Source organism: Paraprevotella sp. (genome assembly GCF_986071375.1).
Genome location: NZ_CFQRNQ010000002.1, coordinates 118444 through 137552 on the forward strand (window position 1 = coordinate 118444; position 19109 = coordinate 137552).

The 19109-nt window shown below is 48.8% G+C and carries 13 protein-coding genes and 1 tRNA gene; 8 read left to right on the plus strand and 6 right to left on the minus strand.

Features of this window, described 5'->3' with window-relative positions; all coding sequences use genetic code 11:
- The first annotated feature begins 1 nt into the window (after position 1).
- Positions 2-1780, plus strand: a complete 1779-nt coding sequence (gene phoR, locus AC5RDV_RS01660; protein ID WP_282747646.1) for a two-component system sensor histidine kinase PhoR — start codon at positions 2-4, stop codon at positions 1778-1780.
- 80 nt (positions 1781-1860) lie between these two features.
- On the opposite strand, the gene AC5RDV_RS01665 is transcribed toward phoR, so the two are convergent.
- From AC5RDV_RS01665 to AC5RDV_RS01690, 6 genes are all read right to left on the minus strand, one after another.
- Positions 1861-2316 carry an energy transducer TonB gene (locus AC5RDV_RS01665; RefSeq protein ID WP_282747647.1) on the minus strand — a complete coding sequence of 152 codons (456 nt, stop codon included), beginning with the start codon at positions 2314-2316 and terminating at the stop codon, positions 1861-1863.
- Between the two features lie 73 nt (positions 2317-2389).
- Positions 2390-2463, minus strand: a tRNA-Arg gene (locus AC5RDV_RS01670).
- Positions 2464-2607: 144 nt separating this feature from the next.
- The gene (htpG, locus tag AC5RDV_RS01675) at positions 2608-4662 is read right to left on the minus strand and encodes a molecular chaperone HtpG (RefSeq protein WP_282747648.1); all 2055 of its coding nucleotides are present in this window, start codon (positions 4660-4662) and stop codon (positions 2608-2610) included.
- Positions 4663-4783: 121 nt separating this feature from the next.
- The gene (locus AC5RDV_RS01680) at positions 4784-7336 is read right to left on the minus strand and encodes an ATP-dependent Clp protease ATP-binding subunit (protein WP_130892747.1); all 2553 of its coding nucleotides are present in this window, start codon (positions 7334-7336) and stop codon (positions 4784-4786) included.
- A 141-nt stretch (positions 7337-7477) separates the two neighbouring features.
- Positions 7478-8023, minus strand: coding sequence for a methylated-DNA--[protein]-cysteine S-methyltransferase (locus tag AC5RDV_RS01685; RefSeq protein ID WP_282747649.1), 546 nt, complete (start codon positions 8021-8023; stop codon positions 7478-7480).
- A gap of 7 nt (positions 8024-8030) precedes the next feature.
- Positions 8031-9251 (minus strand): MFS transporter, encoded by a 1221-nt coding sequence (locus AC5RDV_RS01690; protein ID WP_282747650.1) that lies wholly within the window; start codon positions 9249-9251, stop codon positions 8031-8033.
- Positions 9252-10221: 970 nt separating this feature from the next.
- On the opposite strand from AC5RDV_RS01690, the gene AC5RDV_RS01695 reads away from it, so the two are divergent.
- The 7 genes from AC5RDV_RS01695 (at position 10222) to AC5RDV_RS01725 (ending at position 19004) form a co-directional block, all read left to right on the plus strand.
- Complete coding sequence (locus AC5RDV_RS01695; protein WP_282747651.1) at positions 10222-10698, plus strand: hypothetical protein; 477 nt, start codon at positions 10222-10224, stop codon at positions 10696-10698.
- A gap of 22 nt (positions 10699-10720) precedes the next feature.
- Positions 10721-11680 (plus strand): hypothetical protein, encoded by a 960-nt coding sequence (locus tag AC5RDV_RS01700; RefSeq protein ID WP_282747652.1) that lies wholly within the window; start codon positions 10721-10723, stop codon positions 11678-11680.
- A gap of 196 nt (positions 11681-11876) precedes the next feature.
- Entirely contained in the window at positions 11877-14444 is a 2568-nt protein-coding gene (gyrA, locus tag AC5RDV_RS01705; RefSeq protein WP_008625036.1) for a DNA gyrase subunit A, read from the plus strand.
- A gap of 26 nt (positions 14445-14470) precedes the next feature.
- Complete coding sequence (locus AC5RDV_RS01710) at positions 14471-15661, plus strand: tetratricopeptide repeat protein (RefSeq protein ID WP_282747653.1); 1191 nt, start codon at positions 14471-14473, stop codon at positions 15659-15661.
- A gap of 84 nt (positions 15662-15745) precedes the next feature.
- On the plus strand, positions 15746-17023 hold the full coding sequence (locus AC5RDV_RS01715; RefSeq protein WP_232038301.1) for a tetratricopeptide repeat protein: 1278 nt from the start codon (positions 15746-15748) through the stop codon (positions 17021-17023).
- A 1-nt stretch (position 17024) separates the two neighbouring features.
- Positions 17025-17966 carry a tRNA-dihydrouridine synthase family protein gene (locus AC5RDV_RS01720; RefSeq protein ID WP_282747654.1) on the plus strand — a complete coding sequence of 314 codons (942 nt, stop codon included), beginning with the start codon at positions 17025-17027 and terminating at the stop codon, positions 17964-17966.
- A 30-nt stretch (positions 17967-17996) separates the two neighbouring features.
- Complete coding sequence (locus AC5RDV_RS01725) at positions 17997-19004, plus strand: family 43 glycosylhydrolase (RefSeq protein ID WP_282747655.1); 1008 nt, start codon at positions 17997-17999, stop codon at positions 19002-19004.
- The last annotated feature ends 105 nt before the right edge of the window (positions 19005-19109 follow it).

The following is a 19109-nucleotide window of genomic DNA, read 5'->3' on the forward strand; positions in this document are numbered from 1 at the left end:
GATGAAAAGGAAGTCATTGTCATTCAGCCAATATCTTTTTTTTTCCGTTATCGCTATTTATTGTGTTTTCGTAGCAAGTTTCTTATATTATCAGTATCACCGTGAGAAGACTCATAAGGTGGAGTTGTTGAATTCTACGCTGACCATGTTCAACGTGGATTTGTATGATCACATGGCTGATACGGCCTTTTCAGTGAAAGATTATGTGGCGCGCTATCGTATACGGCACCATCTTCAGAAACTGCGTGTCACGCTTGTGGACCGTCACGGAAAAGTGATTTTCGATAATGATATTTCCTCCGAGCATGTGAAGGATAATCACTTGGATCGTGAGGAAATACGTGAGGCTTTGGCCGTAGGGAGCGGATATTCCATCAAAAGAACTTCAGAGACTCTTGGAGAGGAATTCTTTTATTCGGCGAATTATTTTCCGGAGAAAGAGTTGTTCGTACGTAGCTCATTGCCTTACGATACGGATTTGATTGCCATGTTGAATGCCGACAAGGGTTATTTATGGTTTTCATTTTTGTTATCTGCCATTTTGTTTCTCGTCTTTTATAACTTGACAGCCCGTTTAGGGGCCATGATTACTCAGCTTCGTCTTTTTGCACGTCGGGCCGATCAGGACGAGGATGTGGATACGAATGACTTGAAGGGATTGGGAAATACCGATTTGGGGCAGATTTCACGGCATATCGTCGATATCTATACACGGTTACGCAAGGCGAAAGACGATCTTTTCCGCGAACGAGAGAAGCTTATCACGCATTTGCAGATTTCCAATGAAGGGTTGGCCATTTTCAATCCGGGCAAGGATGTGGTTTTGGCCAACGGGCTTTTCATGCAATATGTGAATTTGATATCCGACAAGAATATCGGAGGCATAGAAGAAGTCTTCCAAGTGAAAGAATTGCAGCCACTATTTGATTTTATAGCGATGTCTCGCAAGAGTTTTACGCAGGGAGACCTTAGGCAGAAGTTGTTGGTCGTGGACAAAAACGGTTATGTGTTCAACTTGTCTGTGGCTCTTTTTGTGGATAACAGCTTTGAGATTTCCATTTCTGACATTACGAAACAGGAGGAACAAGCCCGCATGAAGCAGCAGATTACACAAAATATTGCCCACGAGTTGAAGACTCCCGTGAGCAGTATTCAAGGTTATTTGGAAACGATTCTGCATAATCCGGGGCTTTCGCCGGATATGCTTAAGAAGTTTTTGGAGCGTAGCTTTGCGCAAAGCAACCGGCTGACGAACCTGTTGCAGGACATATCCACTCTGACCCGTATGACAGAGGCCGGCCAGATGATAGAGGTGACGGATGTCGATTTGGCCTCCATGATTCATAATATCGTGGCAGAACTGGCTTTGAAATTGGAAGAGAGGCAAATGACTGTGGGGGTAAATGTACCGGACAAGTTGGTGCTTCAAGGGAATTCTTCTTTGTTGTACTCCATTTTCCGTAATTTGATGGATAATGCCATTGCATACGCCGGAAACGGTACGCATGTGAATATCGTGTGTTATTCGGAAGACGAAGACGGTTATTATTTCAGTGTGAGCGACAATGGAGTAGGAGTGGCTCCCGAGCATTTGGGACGCATCTTTGAACGTTTCTACCGTGTAGACAAGGGGCGTAGCCGGAAATTAGGAGGTACGGGCCTTGGCTTGGCCATCGTAAAGAATGCCGTGCTTTTCCATGGGGGGAATATCAATGCAAAGCCTTCGGGCGGCGGGCATGGTTTGGAGTTTCTTTTCACATTGAAGAAAAGAAAGTCGTAGGTCTTCCATATTTAAGACCGTATCGTTTGGGCTGTACTTTTCCGTATACCGTTTCACATGGGGCTTGTCACGCCGATGTGCTAAGGCTTGGTTTGTCTTTCGGTTTTGAAATACTGTTTGCGGAACATGATGGGAAGGCTCATTTTGGTGTGCACGGCCTTTCCGCGTATTTTCCTTGGAGACCATACCGGCATGGCGCGGACAATGCGCAGGGCTTCCTCGTCGAGTAGGGGAGACGGACTCTTGAGGATGCGCGGTTCTACAACATGTCCGAGCGAATCAATGATGAACTGCACGTACACCCGCCCCTCGATGCCTTTCCCTTCGGCTTCTGTCGGGTAGCGCAGGTTGTCGGCAATGAACTTCATGCAGGCTTCTTCGCCCCCAGAGAATCTTGGATTTTCTACGTAATTGTCCCGAACCGGTGGGAAGCTGTTCGTGGCGTTGGCTGTGTAGGAAGTGGTCCGTGCAGATGACGGAATGCCCCACATAAGGCAAATAGTGGCGATGAAAATTGCCGGATAGGAGAACTTCATATTCGGTGATTATTTTTAACGCCTAAAGATACGAAAAAAGTCTTCAAAATCCATTGGATTTAAAGACTTTTTGTGACTCCGACAGGATTCAAACCTGTAACCTTCTGATCCGTAGTCAGATGCTCTATTCAGTTGAGCTACGGAGCCGTTCTTGTTTTGATTTCGTGTGCAAAGGTATGGCTTTTTATTTAAATGTCCAAATGTTGAAGGATATTTTTTATATGAAAATCGCTATCCTTTTCGGGGATAGCGATTTTATCTTGCTTATTCTTGCAGTGGCAAGCATGTTAGTTATTGAATCAAGTCGATGCTGCGTTTTACGAAGTTGCTTAAGGCTTCGCCTGTCAGCATACCGTTTTGCAGCAATGCCAAGTCGATAAGCTGATGTACCTTCTTGTTGTTCTTGCCATAACCGGCCAGTACGTCGTTTTTCTTTTGTTCTTCCGCACTGATGTCCTGATGGCATTTGTCCAATTCATCCTTTTGTGCCTGGTCGATCTCTTCGGGCTTTTTGCCTTCCTGCTGCTGATGGAGTACGGCCTCGCGGGCATGCAGCCCTTTCAGTTCTGCTTCAATCGGCTTTAGTTGCTCAGCTGTAGAGGTTTCGCTGTCGGCCAATACTTCCTTAATCAGGCGGTGGTCCATATTCAGTACCAGTGTGTACATATCTGGCATTTCACCATAGAACGACATGCCCGGCTGGATATGCGCCATGTCTTTCATACGACGCATGTATTCACTTTGCGTAATCATGACAGGCATACCGTTTTCTCCCATGCCTTGTGCCTCTACGTGGAATTCCGTTTTGTCCAACTTCGGCATCTGGAAATTGAAGATGGCCGAAAGGTTGGCACCCTTTTCGGAGTCCAGTTCTGTCTTGTTGGCATCCTCTTTCACGATAAGGCGGTCGATGATGTCGGCATCCACGCGGGTGAAACGGCTCTTTTCAAACTTGCGTTCCAACATGGAGACGATGGGAGTGTCCAGTTGTCCATCGAGCAGCAATACGCTGTAGCCTTTGTTCTTGGCTGCTTCGATGTAGCTGTACTGTGCTTCCTTGTTTTGGGCATACAGGTAAATCAGGTTACCTTCCTTGTCCGTCTGGTTGTCTTTAATCAGTTGCTGGTATTCTTCGAACGTGAAGTATTTGCCGTCACAATCCTTAAAGAGGGCGAAGTTCTTGGCCTTGTCATAGAAATCGTCCTGCGTCAGCATACCGTAGTTGATGAAAATCTTGATGTCATCCCATTTCTGCTCGAATTCCTTGCGGTCGTTCTTGAAGAGGCTTTGCAGGCGGTCGCTCACTTTCTTTGTGATGTAGCTGGAAATCTTCTTCACGTTGCTGTCGCTTTGCAGGTAGCTGCGGCTGACGTTCAACGGGATGTCCGGTGAGTCGATGACTCCGTGGAGCAAAGTGAGGAAGTCAGGCACGATGCCTTCCACGCTATCAGTTACGTACACCTGGTTGCAGTACAACTGGATCTTGTTACGTTGCAGTTCGATGTTGTTCTTGATTTTGGGGAAATAGAGCACGCCCGTCAGGTTGAACGGATAGTCCACGTTCAGATGAATCCAGAACAGAGGCTCGTCGCTCATCGGGTACAATTCGCGATAGAACTCCTTGTAGTCCTCGTCTTTCAAATCCGACGGTTTCTTGGTCCATATCGGGGTAGTGTTGTTGATGACGTTGTCTTCTTCCGTGTCCACCTGTTTGCCGTCTTTCCATTCCGTTTTTTTGCCGAAGGCTACAGGTACGGGCAAGAAACGGCAGTACTTGCGAAGCAACTCCTCAATCTTGTTCTTTTCCAAGAACTCTTTGCAGTCGTCGTCGATGTACATGATGATGTCCGTTCCGCGGTCGGCTTTTTCTGTTTCTTCTATTTCATAGGAAGGGCTTCCGTCACAGCTCCATTTCACGGCCTTTGCCCCTTCTTGATAACTCTTGGTCACGATTTCCACTTTCTTGCTCACCATGAAAGAAGAGTAGAAGCCCAGACCGAAGTGGCCGATGATGGCGTTGGCATCCTCTTTGTATTTATCCAAGAAGTCGTTGGCACCGGAAAACGCGATTTGGTTGATGTATTTGTCTATTTCTTCTTCTGTCATACCCAACCCCCTGTCGCTCACCGTGATGGTGCCATTGTCCTTGTCCACTTTGACACTGACTTTCAGTTCGCCCGTTTCGCCCTTGAAGTCTCCTTTGTTGGCCAATGTTTTCAACTTCTGCGTGGCGTCTACGGCGTTCGACACGATTTCACGGATAAAGATTTCATGATCGCTGTACAAGAACTTTTTGATGACGGGGAATATGTTCTCGGTCGTTACCCCAATGTTTCCTTTTTGCATGATATTTATTGCTTTTATTGTATGAAATTATCTTCTGTTCGGCTTTTTGAAAGCCACTGATGAAGAAACAAAAAAAGTGCCAGACGAAAACATCGTCCGGCACTTTAACATATATTTATTGTTATTCTTGGGCAAGGCCATGCGTGATCTGGAGTTTGTCTCCCTCGGCGGCACGTACGGTCAGGATTTCGCCATCCCGTAGTTCGTCGTTGATGACCAGTTCGCAGATGGCATCCTCCAGATAAGTCTGCAAGGCGCGTTTCAACGGACGCGCCCCATATTGTACGTCGTATCCTTTGCGGGCAAGGAACTCCTTGGCATCCTCTGCCGTTTCCAACGTATAGCCCATTTCCTTCACGCGCTTTACGATGGGTTTAAGCTCGATGTCTACGATACGTTTGATGGCCTCCAAGTCCAGTTGGTCGAAATTGATAATGTCGTCCAGGCGGTTCAGGAACTCCGGTGCAAACTGTTTGTGCAACGCCTTCTGGATGACCTCGCGGCCATATTTCTTGTCGGCAACCGATGTGTCCGGACGGCTGAACCCGATGCCCTTGCCGAAATCCTTCAACTGGCGTGTCCCGCAGTTCGATGTCATGATGATGACCGTGTTCCTGAAATCCACCGTCGTGCCGTTGCTGTCCGTCAGTCGTCCTTCGTCCATCACCTGCAACAAGATGTTGAACACGTCGCTATGTGCTTTTTCCAACTCGTCGAGGAGTAGGATGGAGTAGGGCTTGCGGCGCACTTTTTCCGTCAACTGTCCACCTTCTTCATGTCCCACATATCCCGGAGGAGCCCCCACCATACGGCTCACGGTGTGCTTCTCCATGTATTCGCTCATGTCGATGCGTATCAGGGCGTCGGCACTGCCGAACATGTATTCGGCCAACTTTTTGGCCAAGTACGTCTTGCCTACTCCCGTAGGCCCGAGGAACATGAACGCCCCGATGGGTTTGTTCGGGTCTTTCAGTCCCACGCGGCCGCGTTGGATGGAGCGCACCAACTTGTCGATGGCCTCGTCCTGTCCGATGACTTCCCGTTTCAGGTTGATGGCCATGTCCTTCAGCTTGTGCCCTTCGGCCTCACCCATGCGCTGTACAGGGATGCCTGTCATCATGGATACCACTTCGGCTATCTGGTCTTCATCCACAATGACCCGTTCGCGGCTGAGTTTCTCCTCCCATGCCGCTTTCATGCGGTTCAGTTCCTCCTGCAAGTTGGCTTCCTGGTCACGGTAGTCGGCAGCCAGTTCAAAATTTTGGTTCTTTACCGCCTCGTTCTTCAAGGCATGTACGGCATCGATGCGCTTTTCCTGTTCCTCCATCTCTTTCGATACGGGAGAGTGGGTGATGTGTATGCGCGACCCGGCTTCGTCCAACGCGTCGATGGCTTTGTCCGGGAAGCAACGGTCGGAAACGTAACGCTCCGTGAGCCGCACGCAGGCACGGATAGCCTCGGGCGTATAGCGCACATTGTGGTGGTCTTCGTAACGTTCCTTGATATTATCCAGTATCTGTACAGTTTCCTCCGGAGTGGTCGGTTCCACCATGACTTTCTGGAAACGGCGTTCCAAAGCACCGTCTTTTTCGATGCTTTTCCGGAATTCGTCCGTGGTCGTAGCCCCGATGCACTGTATCTCTCCCCGTGCCAGTGCGGGTTTCAGCATATTGGCCGCGTCCATGCTGCCCGGTGCCGAACCGGCACCGATAATCGTGTGAATCTCGTCGATGAAAAGAATCACGTCCGGATTCTTTTGCAGTTCGGTGAGGATGCTGCGGATGCGTTCTTCAAATTGCCCGCGATACTTCGTGCCGGCCACTACGGCCGCCATGTCCAAGGCTATCACGCGTTTGTCGAACAGGATGCGCGATACCTTTTTCTGTACGATGCGCAAGGCCAGTCCTTCCACGATGGCCGATTTGCCCACGCCCGGTTCACCTATTAATATAGGGTTGTTCTTTTTCCGCCGGCTCAGGATTTGCGACACGCGTTCTATTTCTTTTTCACGGCCCACCACCGGGTCCAGGATACCGTCTTGGGCGGCGCGTGTCAGGTCGGTACCGAAATTGTCCAAAACCGGCGTGTTGTTGGCCGATTTCCTCTGCGGTTGCGCCGTCTGCGTGGCCGTGCTGCCCTGTTCGTTCATCGGGTTTCCCGTTGAGGATTTGTTTTCATATTCGTCTTCCTCTTCCTCGTCCGGAAAACCGAAACCGGACTGGATGTCCGATTTTTCCGTTTTCTGTGTGAGCAGGTTCAGGATGTCTGTATAATGGATGCTGTTTTCCTCTAAGATACGGCATGCATTGTTGTCTTTTTCTTTCATAATGGCTAAAAGTATGTGTTCGGTGTCGGCCACCTGGGCTTTCAGCATGCGTGCTTCGAGCAGGCAAAGGCGCATGATTTTGGAAGCCTTTTCGTTCAAAATGATTTCATGGTCCTCGTCCGGCATTTCCTGCATGGCGGAACCTTGTATGGATTGCTCTGCGCGCAGTTTCACCGAACGGAAGTCCAGATTGAGCAAGCGGAGAATTTGGATGGCCTTGCCTTCCCCGTCCCTGATCAGCCCGAGTAAAAGGTGTTCCGGAGCCACACATTCATTGTGCAGCCGCTGCGCCTCCTCCTTGCTGTAGATGAGTACTTCTGAAATCTTGGGTGAAAATTGATTGTTCATGCTATGCAAATTCCTTCTGATTAATGACTCTGATGGCAAAATTAACTATATTATTGGAACTACAATACAAAACGCATGCCAAAAATGCTCAGAACACATTAAGTTTTTCTAAAAAGCGGAGAGGGGGAGTGGCTTTAGTATTTATTGTGCGAGTGAAAGGAAAGAGGTGGACAGGGATGATTTTTCAAGCTCTAACAGGAAACTTTTGGCTGCGAGCCCGCCGCCATATCCTGTAAGCGTGTGGCCTCTGCCGACCACCCGATGGCAAGGGACGATGATGGAGATGGCGTTCGCCCCGTTGGCGTTGGCTACGGCGCGTACGGACTTGGGCATTCCGAGCTGCGTTGCCATGTCGCCGTAAGACAGGATTTCCCCGTAGGGGATTTCCAATAACTTCTGCCACACTTTTTTTTGAAAGTCCGTGCCTGTGAATAACAGCGGAAGGTCGAACGCCGTGCGTTTCCGTCCGAAATATTCATCCAACTGCCGGGAGGCTTCCTGGATGATGTCGGATGTCCGTTCTTCATATCGGGCTTCCAGTAATGTTTGCAGTCTCCGGTCTACCCGTCCCGGATGTTTCTCTTCCACCCAGTTGCAGAGGCACAGGTGGTTTCTCCATGAGCCGAGCATCAGCTCTCCACACGGGGAGTGATAGCGTTGTATCAGAATCGAATGGCTTGTATTCATGTATTTTTTATTTGTGGTTTGCGGGTCGTATGTTGGGCAGGAACGTGGCGATGATGCCCAATAGGGGCAGGAGCGTACTGGTCCTGAAGATGAATTCGATGCTCGTACGGTCGGCTAGCCAACCGAAGAATGCGGAACCGATGCCGCCCAGACCGAACATCAGCCCGAAGAAGAGGCCTGAAATCATGCCGACTTTGTCCGGTTTCAGGTCGGTGGCGTACACCAATATGGCAGAGAAGGCCGAAGCGATGACCAGACCTACGATGATGGCCATGGCGATGGTCCAGTACAGGTTGAGGTATGGCAGTGCGAGCGTGAAAGGAGCCGCGCCGAGGATGGAGAAAAGTATGACATGTTTCCGCCCGTAGCGGTCGCCGAGGAAGCCGCCCAACAACGTGCCGACGGCCAATGCGGCAAGGAAGGCGAACAGGCTGAACTGCGATTCCTGTACCGTGATGCCGAATTTCTCGATGAGGAAGAACGTGAAGTAACTGGTCATGCACGAAATGAAGAAGTATTTCGAGAAAATCATGACGACCAGGATGGCCAATGCCTTGCGCACGGTGGTTTCCGGCAAGTTGCAGGATGTGGTACGGCTTGTGCGGGCGGACGACCGCATCCGGCTTAGCTTCAGGCTGTACCAGTATCCTATCCTTACGAGCAGCGTGGCGGCGAGCAGTGCGGCTGCGGCGAACCATCCCACGGCGTGCTGGCCGTAGGGGATGAGGATGAGTGCGGCAAGCAGCGGCCCGATGGCACTTCCGCCGTTCCCGCCCACTTGGAATATGGATTGCGCCAGGCTTTTCCTGCCTCCAGAAGCCGTCTGCGCCACACGCGAGGCTTCGGGGTGGAACACCGAGGAGCCGCAGCCGATGACGGCCACGGCCAACAGGATGGCCGCGAAACCGGAAGCCACGGCCAACAAGAGCAATCCTGCTAGCGTGAAGCACATTCCGGTGGATAAGGAGTAGGGTTGTGGGTGGCTGTCGGCATAACGTCCCACAAAGGGTTGCAGCACGGAGGAGGTCAGTTGGAAGACGAGCGTGATAAGCCCGATTTGGGCGAACGTGAAGCCGAAGTTGTCCTTCAGCAGCGGATACATGGCCGGGATGACCGACTGTATCATGTCGTTCAGCAAATGGCAGAAACCGATGGAGAACAGTATCATGTAGGCCGTACCTTCTTTGATGTCGGGGTGGCCTTTTACTTTGTCCAGAATTTGTTTCATTGATATGACGGTTTGAATGCCGCAAAGTTATGCTTTTCTTTTCAAACGGCCAACGGGAGGATGTTTTTGACCGGGGCTTTTCCGTTTTCCTGTCCGTGGCTTTTTCCGGTTTTGGAAGTTTGAAAGGTGAAATGGGGATTGATGTGGCAAAAAGTAAGCATTCCGGCCCGTATGGGGATGCGAATGAGAAACGGAAAAGTCCGTTGCAGCCATTTTTTTCTTTGGCTTTTTTAATTTTATTAGCAATACGGCCTTGCTTTTTGCCTTTTTGAAGCAAAATTAAGAATCACTCTAAGCCAAACTTTTTTCCGTTCTCTGCAAGAAACATTTTTTTTCTCCGCAAAGCTTTTCGTAAATGTCCGCAAGGCGGTGCGGAATCGGGCTGCAAGCGGTGTGCGGAAGAGGGAAAAACGTCTTTTTTTCTTCTCTTTGGTAATCGTGTGTGGTCAAAATCCGGATGACACGGCGTGTGGAAAGTGCTGTTTGCGGCTTACGTGCGTGGTGTGCCTGTGCGCAAGGTCTGCTTTTTTGTCGTGCAAAAAGTAACCGGAAGAGGCTTTGTGGCTGACAAAAAAGTTTCTGTGGAATGCGCGAGAATCGTTTTTTCCGGTCCACGCCTGTCCGTACGTCCAAATTCGGCCATCCTGCAAGGGGTGGATTGACAAATTGCAAAATGGCAGTTCCCGTCTTCATGTTACGTTTCGGGTGAAATCCGGTTTGCGTTTAAAAGAAATGAAGATAATACTTTTTTACCTAAATTACAATGCTTCAAAAGGTTATAGATAGTGAAAAAAGCTATATTTGCAAAGTCCGGCAGAACTGGGAAAACGCCGGACATAGGGAAGGCTTTTGCAGCGTCCTGACCGGCAGGGCGCATGGCAACAAGCTTCAAGCCTTTCCCATATAAATAAGGAAATTTGATAAAAACAAGCTGAATTCGGAAGCTTATAGGCGTTGAAAATAAAAAAACATGAGAGATTTAAGAATGTGGGCGTATTGCCTTTTGGGACTGCCCGTGTTGGCTTGTGGGCCATCAAAAAACAACCCCGGAAATGATGCTGGGGCGAAGGATTCCGTGCTGGTGGAAAACGTAGTGGAAAAGCAAGAAACGGACTTGACGGACGACCCGCAGAAATTGGCGGACTTTGCCGTGGAATGTTTCAGGACCAACGAGCGTGAGAAATTGCTGCCATACGCGACGGAAAGATGCAAAGGCCGTCTGAATGAAGACATGGCAATCGAGGCACAAATGAAGGACGACAGGGGCATCAGGGAGATGCGTGAACGGTTGCTGTCTACAAGTTACACTTGTTCCCAAGTGAGCGACATGGGTAGCACGGGCAAGCTTATGAAGTATTCCAGCAATCCTTCGAAGTATGACATGAAAGTATTGCTCGAACAACAGGACGGCAGATGGTTGGTGGATCATGTGGGGCCGGACAGGTAATCAAAATCAGAATCGGACAGCGATGAAAAGTAAGGTTTTCATATCGGCTTTGGCCGTGGTGATCGCATGCTTTCCGGAGCCTGCCGAGGCGCAATTCTTTAAGAAGTTGGGGAAGGCCTTGGAACAGGTAGAAAAGAAAGTGGACAAGGTTTTGGGCACAGGCGCAGAGGCAGGCACGGCGGAAGGAGACGCGGCGGGGACGGTGGCTCCCGACGGGACGACCGTGTCCAACAACCTGAAAGGTTTTGCAGTAGACTACAAGGGCGTGACGTGGCAGGAAGATTTCTGCGGGTTGGATTTTGTCATTACGAACAAAGGTGATAAGACCGTGCGCGTCTATTCGTTCGACAAGATGAAGGCGTTCGGTGCGGACGGGGCGGAATATGCCGGCCGTAGCATCGTGGGCAATGCCGTGACCTCGTTGGGCAACGGGGATTTCGATTTCGAACCCGGCGTGCCGGTGAAGTGCGTCTACGCACTTTTCGACGTGCCGGGACAAGGCACGAAGATGAGCCTGTGCCAGTTGAGGCTCACCACGTTCGACAACGGTTACCACGACAGCTTCGTGGAGTTCCGCAACGTGCCTCTTCCGCCCAAGCTCGCGACGGTATCTACGCCTTTTAAAGGTGTCTGGACATTGGGTGGCACGAACCTGGAGGGCAAGCTTATCTTGGACTTCCCCGGCAAGTCGGTAGACGGGATGGATGCCTTGAGCAACGGCATCAAATGCTACGGCACGGTGTATGTGGGCTACGGTAGCGGTGCGTCGCTGCAAGTCGACGAATGTTCCATCATCTCGTGGAAGGGAGAAGGAAACAAGGCTACGGTGGAGTTTGTCGGCGGTCGTGACGGCAATACCTATCAGGCTGTGATGACTTATGCTCCGTCGGACGGGACAATCAGTTTCAGCGAAATACGGATAGTTCGGGAAGAAGGCATGGCAGAATGCTTCGTTTCTGAAGATTTGGTGTTTGAGAAATAGGCCGGCGTGGCTAGGATGAGAGGCCGTGGGTGTTCAGTATGCCTGCGGCCTTTTTACTTTTTCTTTGCTTTTTCTGGCTTTGTCTTTTCTGGGTAAACCATTAATTTTTGGCCGTTTTCTTTCGTATTCTCTCAAAAAGTAGTAATTTTACATGCTTTTTGGCAAGTGGTATTTATAATAGTAACAGATATAAATAATGTTAGACCAAGACAGAATAATAAAGGTGAACATTGAAACCGAGATGCGTAAATCGTATATCGACTATTCAATGTCCGTAATCGTATCCCGTGCTTTGCCTGATGTGCGCGACGGATTTAAACCTGTGCATCGCCGCATTCTCTATGGAATGAGGGAATTGGGTAACACGCACGACAAACCATATAAGAAATGCGCCCGTATTGTAGGAGAAGTGTTGGGTAAGTATCATCCGCATGGAGATTCTTCCGTTTATGGCGCATTAGTGCGTATGGCACAAGAATGGAGCATGCGTTATACGTTGGTGGACGGTCAGGGAAACTTCGGTTCCGTCGATGGGGATAGTGCTGCTGCCATGCGTTATACAGAGGCTCGCCTGCAGTTGATGGGCGAAGCGATGATGGATGACTTGGAAAAGGAAACCGTGGACATGATGAACAACTTCGACGACACGTTGAGGGAACCCACGGTTATGCCGACAAAAATACCGAACTTGTTGGTAAACGGTGCCAGTGGTATCGCAGTGGGAATGGCCACTAACATCCCCACGCATAATTTAGGAGAAGTCATTGATGCCTGTGTGGCTTATATAGACAACCGCGACATCGACATCGACGGGCTGATGGAGCATGTCAAGGCTCCTGATTTCCCTACCGGGGGCTTTATTTACGGCATGCAGGGCGTGCGCGAAGCCTACGAGACGGGACGCGGACGTGTGGTCATGCGCGCACGGGCTGAGATAGAGCCGGGAGAGAATCATGACAAGATTGTCATTACGGAGATTCCTTACGGGGTAAACAAAGCGGAGCTGATCAAACAGATTGCCGATTTGGTAAACGAAAAGAAGATTGAAGGCATCAGCAATGCCAATGACGAATCCGACCGTGAAGGCATGCGTATCGTGGTGGACGTGAAACGCGACGCCAACGCAAATGTCGTGTTGAACAAATTGTTCAAGATGACCCCGTTGCAGACGAGCTTCAGCGTGAATTGCATCGCTTTGGTGAAAGGGCGTCCGCGTTTGTTGTCCCTGAAGGATTGTATCTCTAACTTTGTGAACCATCGTCATGATGTGGTCATCCGTCGGACGCAGTATGATTTGCGCAAGGCGGAAGAACGTGCCCATATTTTGCAAGGTTTGATTATTGCGAGTGACAACATCGACGAGGTCGTGCATATTATCCGCAGCGCCCAGAATCCGCAGGCCGCCATCGAAGGTTTGATGAGCCGTTTCGAGTTGGACGAGGTGCAGGCCAAGGCCATCGTGGAGATGCGTCTGCGTCAGTTGACCAACTTGATGCAGGAACAGTTGCGCAACGAATACGATGAACTGTTGAAACAAATCGAATATTTCAAACAGATACTGAGTGATGAAGACCTTTGCATGAAAGTAATCAAGGATGAATTGATTGAGGTCAAAGAACAGTTCGGTGACGAGCGGCGTTCGGAAATCGTATATTCGAGCGAAGAATTCAATCCTGAAGATTTTTATGCTGACGACGAGATGGTCATTACCATCAGCCACATGGGATACATCAAGCGTACGCCTTTGGCTGAGTTCCGGGCGCAGGCCCGTGGCGGCGTGGGCAGCAAGGGAACGAGCACGCGTGATACGGACTTCGTGGAATACATCTATCCTGCCACGATGCACAACACGATGCTCTTCTTCACGCAGAAAGGGCGCTGTTTCTGGATGAAAGTATATGAAATACCGGAAGGTGCCAAGAACTCTAAGGGACGTGCCATCCAAAATATGTTGAATATAGACCCGGATGACGCTATCAATGTTTGTTTGCGTATCAAGAACCTGAACGATGCGGAATTTTGCCGTTCGCATTATGTGGTGTTCTGCACGAAGAACGGTATCATCAAGAAAACCTGTTTGCAGGAGTATTCCCGTCCGCGTGCGAATGGTGTCAATGCCATTACGATTCGTGAAGACGACCGTGTCATCGGTGTGCGCCTGACCAATGGCGAGAATGAAATCATCATCGCCAACCGGAACGGTCGTGCCATTCGTTTCCACGAAAGCAAAGTGCGTGCCATGGGACGTACGGCTACTGGTGTGAGAGGTATGACTATCGACGAGGACGGTAGCGACGAAGTGGTAGGCATGGTATGTGTGAACGACCCGCAGACGGAAACCATTATGGTGGTCAGCGAGCAAGGCTATGGCAAACGTTCGGACATAGAGGATTATCGTGTGACGAACCGGGGGGCGAAGGGTGTGAAGACACTGAACATCACGGAGAAAACCGGTAAGTTGGTGGCTATCAAAGTCGTGACGGACGAGAACGACCTGATGATTATTAACAAGAGCGGTATAACGATACGTTTGAAAGTGGCTGATGTCCGTATTATGGGACGTGCCACGCAAGGTGTCCGTTTGATTAATCTTGAGAAGCGCAATGACCAAATCAGTAGCGTATGCAAGGTACAGACGGAGGACGAAGAAGAAGAGACGGAAATGTTGAGTGACGGTGTGGCTCCGGTAATGGATGAGTTGGAAGGCAGTTCTGATGCATCGGTTTCAGAGTCCCGTGACGAAGAGACTGAAACGAATGAATGAGTTTAAAACTTTTAATTTATAAAGTTATGAATAAATACGTATTATCAATTGCATTGCTGGTTGCTTCAACCGGTGCTTTCGCGCAGAACAGACTGGTGAAAAAAGCTCAGGGATTGATTAACAACAATCAAATAGAGGAAGCCCAGACGTTGTTGACCGAAGCTTTGAACAGCGGAGAAACCAAAGACATGGCTTTGGCTTGGGATGTTCAGGGAGATTTGTACCAAAGGCTTTTTGCAGATGAACTGAACAAAGCGGCTGCTCACCAGCCTTTGGATACGGCAAAGTTTGCTAAAAACCTGTATGCTTGTCTGGACGCATACGAAAAATGCAACGAGTATGACGAGAAAAAGGAATATGCGGAAAAGAACAAAGGCAACTTGATGAAGTTCCGTACTTTCTTGATGTACGTCGGTCAGTTTGACTTCCAAAATCAGAATTTTGCGGGAGCTTATAAAGCATACGATGCATGGTTGACTTATCCGCAGAATCATAAACTGGTGGCTGATGAACCGAAGGTGTTGAACGATAGTGTGTTTGACAAAAATCAGGTAGCTTATTATGCCTGTCTGGCAGCTTACCAGGGTAAGGATTTCGATAAGGTCGCTACTCATTTGGAAGAGGCATTGAAGTATGACAAGGAAGCCAAGACGGTAAAGCAGTTACATTTGATGACACTTCTGGAAAAGGGTGATACGGCCCAATGGATTGACGCTTCGAAGAAGTATGCAGCAGCAGATGAAGTGATAGCCCAGAATTTGTTGGCTTATTACACCGAAAAGAAGAATGATGCGGCTTCGTTGGAGTTTGCCAACAGTCTTTTGGCTGCCGACCCTAACAACAAGATTGCCAATTATTCAAAAGGTGTAGTATTGTTTGGTCAGGAGAAATTCGAGGAAGCCCTTCCGTTCTTTGAGAAGAGTACGGAGATAGATCCTACTTTTACGGATGCTTATTACAATGCCGGTGTATGTTGCTGTAATACAGGATATGGCATCAATGAAGCAATCGGTAAAACTAAAAATCTGAAGAAAGATGAATACGATGCTAAAATCGCGCAAGTGAAAGATTGGTATAAGAAAGCAGAACCGTTCTTCCTGAAAGTCAAGGAACTTGAGCCTGACAATCCGCAAAGGTGGGCTTCGCGTCTGAAGACGGTGTATTACATTACCGGGGAGAAGGCTAAAGAAGCAGAGATGGATACTTATCTCAAGTAATCGGTAGGAGATAATGACAAAGTAAGAAAGAATTGGGGTGGTGTTCAATGAAAGTGTGGGCATCACCCTTTTGTTTTATATAGGATGAGTAGATTGAGTTTTTGGGCAACGGTTTGTATGTTCGGGGTTTGTTGTCAGACGTCGGACGGTGCCAATGTGGTTCGTGAAGCGCGTAAAACCATTAAGAACGCCAGATACGAGGAGAACGGAGATGAGGCCAAGAAGGTAAGGGAGCGGTTGGATGCCGCAGAGAAGAGCCTGATGGATGCGCTGTCCGGCGAGAAAAAAGTGGTGAAGCGTGCAGAACTTTATTATACGGCGGCATTGGTGCAGTGCAGGTTGAATGACATTGAAAATGAAAAAATCTATTTGAAACGTGCGTACGATACGGTGCTTTATTATAATAGTATCTACAATGCCTATAAATATTTCGAGAAATGTGATTCCGTAGAGTTGTCTTCAGAGTACAAAGGGCGTTTCAAGTTCCGTTCGTCTGTTCGTAAGAGGCTGTTGGAACATCGTGCCAATTTATTGAATGGCGGACGCTTCTATTTGAGAAAGAAGAATTATACGGAAGCATTCCGGTTCTTGGATTTATATTTGTCTTCGGCCGAATATCCGGCATTGAAGAGTGACTTCTTGAATCAGACGGATACGATGTATTCCCGTGTGGCCTATTGGATTATAGCCACGGGATACCATATCGGGGCCTACGACGGCGTGATACGTTATGCTCCGACGGCTTTGCGTTACTCCAAGAACCAACAGTATGTGCAGGAGTATCTTTGTAGGTCGCACTTGGCTTTGAATGATACTGCAGCTTGGGTGAAGGAATTGAAAAGGGGGATTGTGAACTTCCCTGACCATACATATTTTTTCACCAGTTTGCAGGAGTTTCTGAACCGTAAGGGGAAATACGACGAAGCGTTGTTGTTTGCAGACCGGATGATACAATACGACCCGAAGAATGCTTTGTTCTGGTATGCAAAGGCATTGGTGTACATGCGTAAAGATGACTATAAGAATTGTATAGCTAATTGTGATGTGGTTCTGACTTTGGACAGCATGAATATTGAGGCCAATTATTTTAAGGGGCTGGCTTATTGCAATATGGCCAAGGCTTCTTCCGATGCGATGAAAAAATCAGAGTTGAAAAGTGTTGCATATCGGAAATACAGAAAGGAAATGATGACGTATTACGCATTGGCAGAGGAGCCTTTGGAACAGGTGCGTCGGTTGTCTCCGGACAAGGCTTCCCGTTGGGCGCCTTTGTTGTATCAAGTTTACCTGAATCAGAACAAGGGAGCGGAATTCGATGAAATGGAACGTATTATACGGGATATAAAGAAACCGGAAAAATAATATGGAAAGATTAAAGATATATATGGCTCCTTTGCAGGGGCTTACGGAGGCTCCTTACCGCAATGCTTTTGAGAAACACTTCGGTGGAGTGGATGTGTATTACACACCTTTCATCCGTTGGGAGCACGGTGGCCTGAGAAGAAAGGATGTACGTGATTTGCATCCGGATGCAAACAAAGTGGGGCATCTTGTTCCTCAAATCATAGCGGCTTCGGCCGAAGAGGCAGAGCTGATTCTGGATCAGGTAGTCTCCTATGGATATCAGGAGGTGGATTTAAATATGGGGTGCGCTTTTCCCATGTTGGTGAAAAAGGGAAAGGGGTGCGGTCTCCTGCCTGAACCTGAACGGGTGAGAGGATTGTTACAGGTCGTGGAACGCTATCCGGACATCTCTTTTTCCGTAAAAATGCGTTTGGGATATGAGAATGCGGCAGAGTGCATGGAGCTTCTTCCTGTGTTGAATGAGACTCATTTGTCCCGGGTGGTGGTGCATGCAAGAACAGGGCGGCAGCAATATAAGGGGGTATGCGACCGTGAGGCTTTTCTTCGTTTTGCCCGTGAATGCCGTCATCCGGTAGTTTATAACGGCGATGTCACGACGGTAGAGTTTCTTAGTGAATTACAGCGGGGAATGCCCTTTTTGGAAGGCGTCATGATGGGACGCGGGTTGTTGGCAGCTCCTTGGGTAGCTATCGAATACCGTGAGGGCGCGGCATGGAGCATGGAGCGAAGGATGTCCTCTTTGAGGGCATTGCATGCGGATTTGTTGGACCATTATGCCCGCACGCTCGAAGGAGGCGAGAAGCAACTGCTGACGAAGATGAAATCCTTTTGGGAATATATGTATCCCGGAGGCGACCGTAAATGCCGCAAGAAGATTCATAAGGCACAGAAAGTGGCGGATTATACACAAGCCGTTTTCCAACTTTTGAGCGGATATTAAAATTGTTATCGAAATCATTAATCTTATTTCATGAAAAGAACTTTGTTTATAGGCATGTTGGGTTTTTTTGCGCTGATGAGTGGTTATGCCCAACAAGGCGAGGGTGCCCGTAAAGGGCGCGTAGTGCGCGAACCGTTGGTACATGACCCTGTCATGGCGAAAGAAGGGGATACATATTATCTTTATTCCACTGGACATAACGTTTCGTCTTTCTCGTCGAAAGACTTATCCGAATGGACAATCCGGCACGGTGTTTTTCCGGCTCCCCCGCAGTGGGCAATGGACAGTATCCCAGAGTATAAAGGGCATACGTGGGCACCGGATATCATTTATTATAAGGGGAATTATCATCTCTTTTATTCTTGTTCCGCTTTCGGAAAGAACACTTCTGCCATTGGCCATGCCTATCGCAGTACTTTGAGTCCGGCATCTGACGAACCGTGGACGGATACCGGCGCGGTTATCGTGTCGCATTCCCATGACAACTTTAATGCCATCGACCCGAACATCGTCGTAGACGAAAAGGGAGACCCTTGGATGGCATTCGGATCCTTTTGGGGAGGTATCCAATTGGTACGGTTGACCGAGGATTTGACTTCTACTTTGAAACCGGAAAAATTGTACACAATATGCACACGCCAGTTCGAGGGGGCTTCCGACATACCTTCGTGTCCCGTAAATTCCGTCGAGGCCCCGTTCATCTTTAAGCATGGCGGTTATTATTATTTGTTTGTGTCCTATGATTTCTGTTGCCGGGGGCTGAAGAGCGATTATAAGGTTGTGGTGGGCCGTTCCGCCCGGGTGACCGGCCCTTATGTGGATAAAGACGGAAGGGAACTGACGCGAGGCGGAGGAAGCCTGGTCGTAGACTATAGTGATGAATTTGTGGCCATCGGGCATAGTGCGGCTTATCATTTCGATGGAAAAGATTATTTCATGGCCCATGGTTACAGCCGTTCGGATGATGGAGCCAGTAAATTATTTTTTCGGGAAATGACATGGGATGAAGAGGACTGGCCGCTTGTTTCTGCAGAGTGAAAAAAGCCTTGGGTCAATCTCAGGAGAATGAGAAATCGTTCGGCTGAGATTGATTTTCCGTCTTCCTCTTGTTTTTTCGTCAGTTTGCCGTGTCACTTTTTTTGC